Genomic DNA, 11,341 nt, shown 5'->3' on the forward strand with positions numbered 1-11,341 from the left:
GCTAAATCGGCTTTAATCGATTAATCCGATCCGCGGAGGAAACTATCCTTGGCCCATATTCGGACATCACAATGCTTTACGGTATTTTCCTCGCATTCGCTTCCTATGCCGCATTCGCTGTAAGCGATGCCTGCGTCAAGTTTTTGGACGGCACACTCTCCCCTTATGAAGTTGCCTTCTATGGTGCCGTTCTGGGTATACTTGCCATTCCCTTTACCAAAAAGCCCGGCGACGAATGGCTGGACATGTTCAGGACAACCAATCTCAAGCTTTGGCTGTTGCGAACACTGACCGCCGCGATGGGGGTGATTGGCAGTGTAGTCGCCTTTACCCATCTTTCCATGGCAGAGGCATTTGCACTCATCTTTCTGCTGCCTGCTTTCGTTACAATCCTTTCCGTGATTTTTCTCAAAGAACAGGTAGGCTGGCGCCGCTGGCTGGCAGTTATCATCGGCTTTATCGGCGTTTTGGTGGTTCTGCGTCCGGGATTCCGCGAATTATCGATCGGTCATCTTGGTGCGCTTGGCGGAGGCCTCGGCGGTGCGTTCAGCATCGTTATTTTTCGCGCTATGGGAAAAAAGGAAAAGCGCATCTCGCTTTACACCGCCGGTCTGGTCGGGCCGATCCTTATCTGCGGCGCGCTTATGATCCCGAGCTATCAGACGCCATCCGCCATTCAATGGACCTATCTGGCAGGTTATGGCCTGCTGGCAGCATTCGCCAATATTCTTTTGATGCTTGCCGCACAACGTGCGCCAGCCAGCGCCATTGCATCTCCGCAATATAGCCAGATGCTCTGGGCCATTTTATTTGGCTATTTTATCTTTCATGATCGCATCGATCTGCCAATGCTCATCGGCATCGTTTTGATCACCATCTCCGGCCTGTTTACTTTCGTCCGTGAACGCCAGCGCGGAATTGAAGGTCCGGCAGCCGTGGCAACATCTGACCCGTCCTCGGCTTTGGCCGAAGATAAATAGACCGCAATTCTTCAAAGGCAGGTCGCACATTTTGGGCAGCCGCGCTATTGGAAACGGGTAAATAACTGATACAGCTGAGCGAGAGTCTCTTGCCAAAATTATATAATGGTGGCTGTCTGAATGCTTGAACATACGCCTTTGTTTATGACAGTCGCCGTTATTGCGGCCTTTCTGGTGGGATTATCGAAAGGCGGACTGCCATCTGTCGGCACATTATCAGTGCCATTGATGGCATTGGTTATTTCGCCTGTGACAGCCGCAGCCCTCTTATTGCCGATCTATGTCGTAAGTGACATGTTCGGCCTCTATCTTTACCGGCACCATTTTTCAGCGCGCAATCTCGCTATTCTCACACCCGCAGCCATTGTTGGCGTCGGATTGGGCTGGCTGTTCAGTTCACATCTTTCAAGCACTTTCATCGGCATGCTTGTGGGCTTAGTGGGCCTGTTCTTCTGCTTCAATGTCTGGATGGGCGCGAAATATCGCCGTAAGGCGCGCAAGGCCGATATTCCGGGAGGCACTTTCTGGGGAATTTTGACCGGACTTACCAGCTTTGTGTCCCATTCAGGTGCGCCGCCATTTCAGATGTATGTACTTCCTCAACATCTCGAAAAGCTGGTTTTCGCAGGCACATCGACCATTCTCTTTGCCATCGTTAATGCTGTTAAGCTGATCCCTTACTGGCAGTTGCAGCAATTCTCCAATCTCGATTGGTCGCTGGGCCTGTGGTTGTTACCAGCAGCAATCATCGGGACCTTTATTGGTGCAAAGCTTACGCGTGTCATGCCGGATGGCCCGTTTTTTCTGCTGGTACAGATCACACTTTTCGGTCTGTCGATTAAATTGATAGCCGACTGGGTTTTGCCATTCTTCTCGATTTAGAGCACAATCCAGAAGCAGACCCATCGTGCAGCGCTCGACAAGCAATAACTGCGAACAACGGAGGCAAATCATGGTCGAACTGGTCAATAATATTGAAAATATCGAATTCATCATCTCCAAAGCACGGGAGTATGACGTTCAAGTGCCTGCGGTGGACGAATCTTCCGGCTCCAATGCAGCAGATGATGGTGATGTCGACATTCTGGATTCCTCCGTCGACAACCCGACCCGAAAGGAACTGATTGCGGCCATCCAATCGCTAAATGAAGATGAACGCATCGAATTGCTGGCGCTGGTCTGGGTTGGTCGTGGTGATTTCAGCGCTGCGGAATGGGAAGAAGCCCTCTCGACAGCCGGAGATCGTCACAATGGACGTGAAGCGAAATACCTGCTCGGCATTCCTCTTTTAGGTGACTACATCGAAGAAGGTCTGGAAACGCTCGGCATCGAATTCGGAGCCTACGATAATGAATAAGAAAATTTGATTGTTCCATTCTTTCTTCTGTTTTGACCTCGTCATGAATGGAAGGTAGTTTCCGCAAAGCGAAAAATGCGACCCAAAAGCGAAGTCGTATTTGGGAAAGGTGCATCGTTTAGAATACGAAATGAATGCGCATAATGCGTCGTCGGGAATGGGCGAAATGGCGTCCCTTAAAATCAAATCAGCACCCATGGAGGACTTCATCATGCTTCAGAAAAATCTGGATCAGAAAACGGATTTTTATATCGACGGCGCGTGGCAGGCTCCGTTGGAGGCAAAAACAATTGAGGTCATCAATCCGGCAACTGAAAAACCTTATGCGGTTATTTCTGCGGGTTCGGCTGCGGATATTGATCTTGCTGTCGCTGCTGCACGCAAAGCGTTTCCACTATGGAGCGAAACGCCCGCTGAAGAACGCATTGGTTATCTGCGCCGTATTGTGGATGTTTATGAACGCCGCCTTGAGGAAATGGCACAGGCGATTTCCAAGGAAATGGGCGCGCCGATCAAACTTGCGCGCGAGTCTCAAGCCGCTGCGGGACTGTCGCATACAAAGGCTTTTATCGCTGCATTCGAGAATTTTGAATTCGAGGAAATTCTTTCGCCCAAGCATCCCAATCAGACAATCGTACATGAACCGATTGGCGTTTGTGGCCTGATTACCCCATGGAACTGGCCGATGAACCAGATTTCACTCAAGGTTATCCCGGCTCTTGCCGTGGGCTGCACGGTTATCCTCAAGCCATCCGAGATCGCTCCCATGTCGGCCATGCTCTTTGCCGAATTTATCGATGAGGCCGGGCTGCCAAAAGGCGTATTCAATCTTGTGAATGGGGAAGGTCCGATCGTGGGTGAAGCAATGTCGCAGCATCCGAATATCGACATGATGTCTTTCACTGGCTCAACGCGTGCGGGTACGGCTGTTTCGCGTGCAGCGGCTGCGACGGTGAAGCGTGTTTCGCTGGAACTTGGTGGCAAGTCGCCTAATATCGTGTTTGCGGATAGCGATCTCGAACAGGCCATCAAACGCGGTGTAAACCATTGCTTTGAGAATACAGGCCAATCCTGCAATGCGCCAACGCGTATGCTGGTTGAGCGTTCGGTCTACGAAAAGGCAGTCGAGTTTGCGAAAAAAGCAGCCGAAAATACCAAGGTCGATGATCCGGCAAAGGAAGGCGAACATATCGGCCCCCTCTCCTCATTTGTTCAGTTTGAAAAGGTTCAAACAATGATCCAGAAGGGCATTGATGAAGGTGCGCGTCTGGTTGCCGGTGGGACAGGCCGTCCGGACGGTATTTCTGAAGGCGATTTCGTCAAGCCAACAATCTTTGCAGATGTGAACAATGATATGAGCATTGCGCGCGAAGAAATCTTTGGCCCGGTTTTGGCGATGATTCCTTTCGACACGGAAGAAGACGCCATCGCGATTGCCAATGATACGCCTTATGGTCTTGCGGCTTATGTTCAGACCGGCAATGCGGATCGGGCAAAGCGCGTTGCGCGAAAGCTGCGCGCTGGCATGGTTCAGATCAACGGCACATCGCGCGTTGCCGGAAGTCCGTTCGGCGGATACAAACAATCAGGCAATGGACGCGAAGGCGGCAAATGGGGTCTGGAAGACTTCATGGAAGTGAAGCTGATCAGCGGCTGAAATACACCCACAAAATAAAATAAAAGCGCCGGGTCTCCGGCGCTTTATTTATCTGTGATTCCTGCCAGCTATAATAAATGGCGTAATGGGCGGATGATATATATGTACCCCCGAACCTGTTCCTTGATGGACCAAAGCGACTTGAGCATTCGGCCGGCAAGGAACGGGTTCACTTCTCTGCTTTTCCCAGAACGCATCCCCGCTTTCAAAAGCACTACTCTAATATGCAGCCCCCAGCTTGAGACTGGCGAATTCCGGGGAGTCCAGCAGATCTTGATGATGGGCGCGGGCAACGTCTGGATGTGAACGCAGGCGGCTCTTCAAATTGTTCTGCCCCACTTCGCGGAAAAGCGTATTGAGCGGATCAACGCTTACGCCGCGCTCTTTTGTCTTCAAGTCTTCCGGCAAATCAATAACAGGGATTGTGGCATCATAACGTGCACCAAGGAAGAACGCGACGGAAAAGCGTTCAGTGCCTGCAGGCGGCGCAACAACGCCATGCACATCAGCGCGTACAAACCCATTGGTTGCCAATTCGAGGAGTTCACCCGTATTGATGACAAACGTGCCCGGCACAGGTGGCGCATCAATCCAGACGCCGTCTTCACGCTGCACGCGCAGACCCGGAACAACATCCTGAAGCAGAACGGTCACGAAGCCACCGTCCTTGTGTGCGCCAACGCCCTGTTCGCTTTCAGCCACATCGCGCCCCGGATAGCGAATGATCTTCAAAAGCTGCGAGGGATGCGGTTCATAGATTTGCGCGAAGAAATCTTCGCTCTGCCCGAGAGCCTGCGCAATGGCTTTGAGTACATCAATGCCAACACGCGTCACTTCCGCCTGATAAGCAAGCAAGAGTGGCTTCAGCTCAGGCAACGCCTCTGGCCACTGATTTGGCCCGATCAAACGCTTCCATGCCGGGCTGTCAGGACCAATGTCGACAGGCTCCAACTCGGTATTGATGTCGAGCTGTTCGCGCCAGTCCTGTTCTCCGCGCGTGCGTTCCAGGCCCGCACGATTATAGCCACGGAAATTCGATGTTTTGATCATCTCAATTTTAAGCTTTTCTTCGCTTGGCAGCGCAAAGAAACGCTTGGCTGTCGCAATAACATCCGCGATCAGCTGAGGGTCAACGCCATGCCCGGTAAGATAGAAAAAGCCATGATCATGGAGCGTGCGGCGAAGTTCATCGATAAAATTGGCGCGTTCTTCCGGCGTTCCATTATAGCGGGATATATCAAGCAGCGGCAGATTGAACGGATGCGAATGAGCAGTCATAGAAAATCTCCTTGGAATACCAGCTTGAGCAATCGCCTGCTGAGTCCCGATTATTCCCGCAAAATCTACGGCTTACACTGGCCGTTAACAACGCAACAACGTGCTGATCTGCTGCAAAGGCAGGAATTATTTTCTCTAAAAAGCCATATATAGAATATCTTTCTCCACCGATCGAAACACGTTGCTATCAGTTTGAATCAGATGACCGGACTGCGATCATTTTATTTGAAGCACAATCTTATCAATCCTCACATAACAGTGTGGCGTGTGCGCCAGAGCTCTTCTGCTTTCTTGTGAAACTGGCCATAGCTTTCATTGTCGGCCCCAAGCACGGTCATGAGGGCCATTGCGGCTGAGGCAATAACCGTCAGTTCCGCGCGTTCATCAACCGCAGCCCCAGACCAGACGGCAAGCCAATATTCAAACGTCGTCAGACTTGCATGCTTGTCTGTCGTCGCTTTTGAGAGCGTTGGCAATGTCATGTCAGACTTTTGCCCATCAACCCATCTGTAAATCGTATGGGCGTGGAAGGGTACCAGTTCCGCCACGTCACGGCTCGTCGAAACCGCCGAGACCGATTGCCAATCCAAAAGCGCCGCCGCATCACGGTGCAATTCGCGATAGGCTGGCTGCGTGACACCAAGAAATGACGCCGAAAGCTGCATTGGATTGAGCAGATGCGCGAGGCTGTTGATGGACGATCTGGAGTGAAACAGCGGATAAAGTGCGAGCAATGCATGCACTTGTGGGGCAAATCCCGCCAAAGGCATGAAGCAGATGCCATGTGCGTTCAGAGCTTCCTCGCCGAGCGACAATGAACCGGCAATCGGTATTTTGATGGCCTCTGCCGCCAGCTCCAGCTTGCCCGAGATTTCTCCCATCCCGCAATTGCCATGCAGCACAACGGGATAACCTGCACGCGCCACAAGGATTGCGGACAGCATAAACCATGGCGACTGGTGCGAGTTTGGCGAGAGATAGGCAGGCCAATCAAGAGCAGGTCTGCCGAGACCGGCTTTTGTTGAATAATATTTCTTCGCTGCCTGCGCCATGCCTGCAAGTTCCGGCGCAGTTTCACCGCGATAATGAATAAGACGCAGCAAGGCACTGATTTGCATGGGATCCGCCTGCCCTGCAAAGATTGTTGTGAACGCATCTTCGGCTTCATGCATTTCGAGAGGCCGGGTGTGACCAGCCTTGCGTCCGGTAATGCCTATATATTTTGCCAGCCGCAGAGCCGGATCATTCTCGTCCTGAATATTCGCAAATTGTGCTGCAAGTTGTTCAGGAGTCGGATGGTTTTCCAGCTCCACGACCTTACGAATACCGAGCGGCGGCGGTGCCACAATCGTGCTTGTGCGCTCCCAGCCATGTTTTCTCCTACAATGGGTTTCAACAGCATTATCGCTGTCAAAATTCATCAGTGCTTCCGTTTCATTGGCCAGACGGCGCAAGCGTCCGCGCAACGCCTCTGCCTTGGGTGTCGCTATCATATTGCGACCGGACCGAACAAAAATGGGGTCGTCGAATTTTTCTCGAATCTGACCAAGCAACCGGCTCATGGCAGCTGTACTTAACCCCATTTGTTTGGCTGCACCACCAACGCTGCCTTCGACAAGAAGTGCATCAAGCGCTATCAACAGCCGCAATTGGCCAAGCCTCAGGCTTTCACTTTCTACGTCCGCCTGCGTTTTCATACGCTTGCCAGTCATTGCTGCTTCATCCGTTCAGTTGCGTTTTCTGAAACTTGGAACTGTTATAAATCATGACGATTGACGTCACCTTCTTGCCATACATAAGGAGAGCTGAAAACTCAACTTTAATGGTGGTGAAAAATGACCAGCTTGTTTCGGGGATTGCGCACCTTTGGTTCGCAGAACAGGCAATTGGCCAGCAGGTCGCTTTTGGCAAAAGCGATCCTCGCCGGCACCTGCCTTTCAACAGCGTTTATTCTGAGCGGAGCAGCGTTCGCACAGACGGCAATGACGGCAGAAGAAGAAGCCGCAAAAAAGAAACAAGCTTCCGAACAAGTGAGTGCTGAGGGTGGGATTACACTCAACCAGATCGTTATATCGGCAACTGGCTTTGAGCAAAATATCACCGATGCTCCAGCAAGTATTTCTGTCGTGCCCGGCGAGGCACTCGAAAAAGGCGCTTATCGTGATCTTGGCGATGCATTGCGGGATGTTCAAGGCGTTGCCGTAACAGGCGCCGCTGCGGAACGTGACATCTTTATCCGCGGTCTTCCGGGCACTTATACGCTCATTCTCGTAGACGGAAAGCGCCAGAGCACGCGTGATGCCCGCACCAACGGCAATTCCGGTTTTGAGCAAAGCTTCCTGCCGCCAGCCAATGCGATTGACCGCATCGAAATTATTCGTGGTCCGATGTCATCGCTTTACGGCTCCGATGCTATGGGTGGCGTTATCAACGTTATCACCAAGAAAGTCGCGGACAAATGGAGTGGTTCGCTAAGCGTCGATACGACCATGCAGCAGCATTCCAAATATGGAAACTCCTATCAGGGGTCTTATTACATGACCGGCCCGCTTGTGCCCAACCTTGTTGGTGTTCAGCTTTGGGGACGCGGTATGAAGCGTCAGGAGGACCAGATTATCAATGGTACGCCTGAGCAAAAGGACATTGATATCACCGGTCGTGTGACAATCACGCCAAATGCCGACCATGACATTGTTTTAGAGGTCGGCAAGACACGTCTGCGTCGCGATTCAAGCGTCGGAAACAATATCGACCCGGTGCCGACGAGAGGGACGGCCCCCGTCGATACCTATAATCTGAATGATCGTAATCATTGGTCGATCAGCCACACCGGACGATGGGGGCCTACAACCTCCGACTTCTCCTTCCTTCAGGAAACATCTGAAAGAACAAATTTTAGCTGGAACAACACTCGCAGTGAGTTCGTAGAGAACCTTCGGTCGCCACACATTCGCAACTCTGTTCTGGACGGAAAATTCACAACCCCGTTCGAACTTTATGGCAACCATACGCTGGTGACAGGCGGTCAGTTTATCGAAGGCACGCTGACGGACCAGAATCCCGGTCGGCGCACCGGGCTTGATGAGCAGTTCACCATCAAGCAGTGGGCACTTTTTGCAGAAGATGAGTGGTGGATCACACCTGAATTTGCCTTAACCGGCGGCCTGCGCATGGACCATCATGAAATCTATGGTTCCCATTGGAGCCCACGTGGCTATGCAGTGTGGCATGCCACCGAGCAGCTCACTATCAAAGGCGGTATTTCAACAGGCTTCCGCGCACCGGAAATTCGCACGATTGCACCCGGTTACGCTTACACGACTGGCGGCGGAAATTGTACGTATGGTCCAAACGGCACATGCGGCGTCATCATCGGCGATCCGAATTTGCAGCCGGAAAAGAGCACAAGCTATGAAGCAAGTGTACTTTGGGACGACCAGCGGGGGCTGCGTCTGGGCGCAACCTACTTCTATACCGATTTTAAAGATAAGATCGCCAGCAATATCCAATATGACCCGAACACCGGCCTGCCGCTGCGTTGGGATCAGGATCCGAACTATGTGCTTTATTACAGCTACAACATTGATGATGCTGTGATTCAAGGCGTGGAACTCACAGCGGACTGGGAAGCAACTGACACGATCAAACTTCGTGCAAACTATACCTATACCCATTCCGAACAAAAAACCGGTGAATATGCAGGACTGCCGCTGGCTCGTACTCCAAAGCATATGGCCAGCATTCGCGCCGACTGGGAAACGCCCGTCGAAGGTTTAACGGCATGGACGGCAGGTAATTATCATGGTGACGAAATCAATGCCGGTTTGCGCATCGGCACGGTCGGTGAGCCTTATGCCTATAACCAACGAGGCGACGTGATTGCTCGCAAGTACAAGGGCTATGCAACCCTCGATCTCGGCGGGTCCTATGAATTCAGTGAGAACGTGACGCTGAACGCAGCCGTCTACAACATCTTCGACAAGAAGGTCACGGTTGATGAAACAAACAATGTCGTTGAAGGCCGTCGTCTTTGGCTCGGCATGACATCACGATTCTGATGCTCAGTTTGACGCCAGCTTCTTTGGGCTGGCGTCATTTTTATGGAATGGGTGCTCGTATGAGCGGAATGAAAAAAACAATTCTGAAAGTTTGCTTCATGCTTGGGAGCATCCTCGTAAGCGCGATCGCGCAGGCAGAAACACCGCAAGTCAGCGCCTTTGACATGCAAGCCAACGGTATCGACTATCGAATTTTTGTTGCCGCACCCGCTAAAAAAGCGCCTGCAGAAGGTTTTCCTGTCATCTATATGACGGATGGCAATCGAATGCTGCCAATCGCAGCAAAGCTGATGGGAGAAAATCCGAAGCTCGAAGCCATATTTGTCGGCATTGGCTATCCGACTGACGACAAGGACGAAATCGTCCGCTTGCGCTATTTTGATCTCACGCCTCCGACGCCTGATGATCTCATCCCCGTCCAGACCAATATTCCAAAAACAGGCGGTCGCGACGCATTCTTCGATTTCATCAATCATCAGGTAAAGGCTGAAATTGAAAGCCGGTTTCCTATCGATCCAACCAGACAAGCGCTGTTTGGGCATTCGCTTGGTGGGCTTTTCACACTTTACGCGCTGTTTAATCATGCAGATTCATTTCAGTCTTATGCTGCCGCAGACCCTTCGATATGGTGGAACGGTCGTTCCATTCTTGCCGATAAAGATCGGTTCGTGGAGGCTTTCAAAGCCAATCCAAAACCGATGCGGTTGCTCGTTGAATCGTCCGGCAAGCGCGGCGAACGTCCGGGCCGGACAAAAGAAGAAATCAAGCGCCTGAAGAAGTTGCGCAGTGGGCCATCTGGCGCAGATATTCAAACCGAGTTGAAACAACTGCCCGATTTTGAAGCCGCTTATCGTCGTTTCGATAATGAAAGCCACGGCTCAATGATTCCCCTCACCGTTGAAGACAGTTTGAAATTCATTCTGCTCAATGAGAGTCCAAGCGCACAAAACAACTGAATTATAACCTTCCGGCTTTGACTGACATAAAACCGGACTATAAAGCACAGGATTGACGAAAGGATTGAACGCTATGCTGAAATTCAGCCGACACTTTTCCCGTCTATGCGGCGCAGCACTTGTTGCAACAGCACTTGCCTCCGGCGCAAACGCCGCCGATATCGCCTTAAAACATGCGCAGGGCGAAACCACGGTTGCGACCAATCCTGAAAAAGTTGTGGTTTTTGATTTTGCGACACTCGACAATCTTGACCGCCTCGGCGTCAAAATAATCGGTGTTCCGACCGGCATTGCTTACCCGGAATACCTCAAAAAATATGAAAGCGCTGATTACACCAAAGTCGGCACATTGTTCGAACCCGATTACGAAGCGGTCAATGCCGCAGAGCCTGACCTAATCATTGTCGGTGGTCGCTCGGCTGCGAAATATGGCGAACTTGCAAAGATCGCACCAACAATCGACCTCACCGTCCCGGCTAAGGAATTTATTTCCGGTACCGAAGCCAATATCGAAAAGCTCGGCAAGGTTTTCGCTAAGGAAACGGAAGCCAAAGCGGAAGTTGATAAGCTCAACAGCGAACTTGCTGCGCTGAAAGAAAAGACCAAGGGCAAAGGCAACGGCCTGATGATCCTGACCTCCGGCGGCAAAATCAGTGCCTATGGTCCCGGCTCACGGTTTGGCATGCTGCATGACAGTTTCGGCATCGAAGCAGCAGCCCCCGATCTTTCTGTGGGCAATCACGGCCAGCCAGTCAGCTCGGAATTTATTCTCGAAACCAATCCGGATTGGCTTTTCGTGCTTGACCGCGATGCGGCCATTGGTCGTGAAGGCACCTCCGCCAAGCAATTGCTCGACAACGAACTCGTGCGTCAGACCAATGCCTGGAAGAACGATCAGGTCGTCTATCTCAATGCTCAAAACTGGTATCTCGTTGGCGGTGGCCTCGGTGCGCTTCACAGCACGATCCAGCAACTGTCTGAAGCCTTTGACAAAGCAAAATAAGCATTAACGTCTTACCCAGTCAGTCGGGAAAGCCCGGCTGACAAGGCAAAAA

The 11,341-nt window shown here is 51.6% G+C and carries 9 protein-coding genes; 7 read left to right on the forward strand and 2 right to left on the reverse strand.

The features are described 5' to 3' along the window. Nucleotides 1-71: 71 nt before the first annotated feature. From ABE527_RS09145 to ABE527_RS09160, 4 genes are all read left to right on the forward strand, one after another. Nucleotides 72-980: a DMT family transporter gene (locus ABE527_RS09145; RefSeq protein WP_265984072.1), complete on the forward strand. Its 909-nt coding sequence runs from the start codon at nucleotides 72-74 to the stop codon at nucleotides 978-980. A 120-nt stretch (nucleotides 981-1,100) separates the two neighbouring features. Continuing rightward, nucleotides 1,101-1,862 (forward strand): sulfite exporter TauE/SafE family protein, encoded by a 762-nt coding sequence (locus ABE527_RS09150; protein ID WP_265984071.1) that lies wholly within the window; start codon nucleotides 1,101-1,103, stop codon nucleotides 1,860-1,862. 70 nt (nucleotides 1,863-1,932) lie between these two features. Beyond that, the gene (locus ABE527_RS09155; protein WP_265984069.1) at nucleotides 1,933-2,337 is read left to right on the forward strand and encodes a DUF3775 domain-containing protein; all 405 of its coding nucleotides are present in this window, start codon (nucleotides 1,933-1,935) and stop codon (nucleotides 2,335-2,337) included. Nucleotides 2,338-2,548: 211 nt separating this feature from the next. After that, nucleotides 2,549-3,994 carry an aldehyde dehydrogenase family protein gene (locus ABE527_RS09160; protein ID WP_499696721.1) on the forward strand — a complete coding sequence of 482 codons (1,446 nt, stop codon included), beginning with the start codon at nucleotides 2,549-2,551 and terminating at the stop codon, nucleotides 3,992-3,994. A gap of 219 nt (nucleotides 3,995-4,213) precedes the next feature. Here the strand turns inward: ABE527_RS09160 and ABE527_RS09165 are convergent, their stop codons facing one another. Beyond that, entirely contained in the window at nucleotides 4,214-5,272 is a 1,059-nt protein-coding gene (locus tag ABE527_RS09165; RefSeq protein ID WP_265984066.1) for an isopenicillin N synthase family dioxygenase, read from the reverse strand. 248 nt (nucleotides 5,273-5,520) lie between these two features. Further along, nucleotides 5,521-6,984, reverse strand: coding sequence for a glycosyl transferase family protein (locus ABE527_RS09170; RefSeq protein WP_499696722.1), 1,464 nt, complete (start codon nucleotides 6,982-6,984; stop codon nucleotides 5,521-5,523). A 123-nt stretch (nucleotides 6,985-7,107) separates the two neighbouring features. On the opposite strand from ABE527_RS09170, the gene ABE527_RS09175 reads away from it, so the two are divergent. The 3 genes from ABE527_RS09175 to ABE527_RS09185 all read left to right on the forward strand — a co-directional run bounded on the left by ABE527_RS09175 (nucleotide 7,108) and on the right by ABE527_RS09185 (nucleotide 11,289). Next, nucleotides 7,108-9,330 (forward strand): TonB-dependent receptor domain-containing protein, encoded by a 2,223-nt coding sequence (locus ABE527_RS09175; RefSeq protein ID WP_499696723.1) that lies wholly within the window; start codon nucleotides 7,108-7,110, stop codon nucleotides 9,328-9,330. A 68-nt stretch (nucleotides 9,331-9,398) separates the two neighbouring features. Continuing rightward, entirely contained in the window at nucleotides 9,399-10,286 is an 888-nt protein-coding gene (locus ABE527_RS09180; RefSeq protein ID WP_499696724.1) for an alpha/beta hydrolase, read from the forward strand. 73 nt (nucleotides 10,287-10,359) lie between these two features. Continuing rightward, on the forward strand, nucleotides 10,360-11,289 hold the full coding sequence (locus tag ABE527_RS09185) for a siderophore ABC transporter substrate-binding protein (RefSeq protein WP_499696725.1): 930 nt from the start codon (nucleotides 10,360-10,362) through the stop codon (nucleotides 11,287-11,289). The last annotated feature ends 52 nt before the right edge of the window (nucleotides 11,290-11,341 follow it).

Origin of the sequence: Brucella sp. TWI432 (assembly GCF_039674445.1) — a bacterium.
Classification (GTDB): domain Bacteria; phylum Pseudomonadota; class Alphaproteobacteria; order Rhizobiales; family Rhizobiaceae; genus Brucella; species Brucella chromiisoli.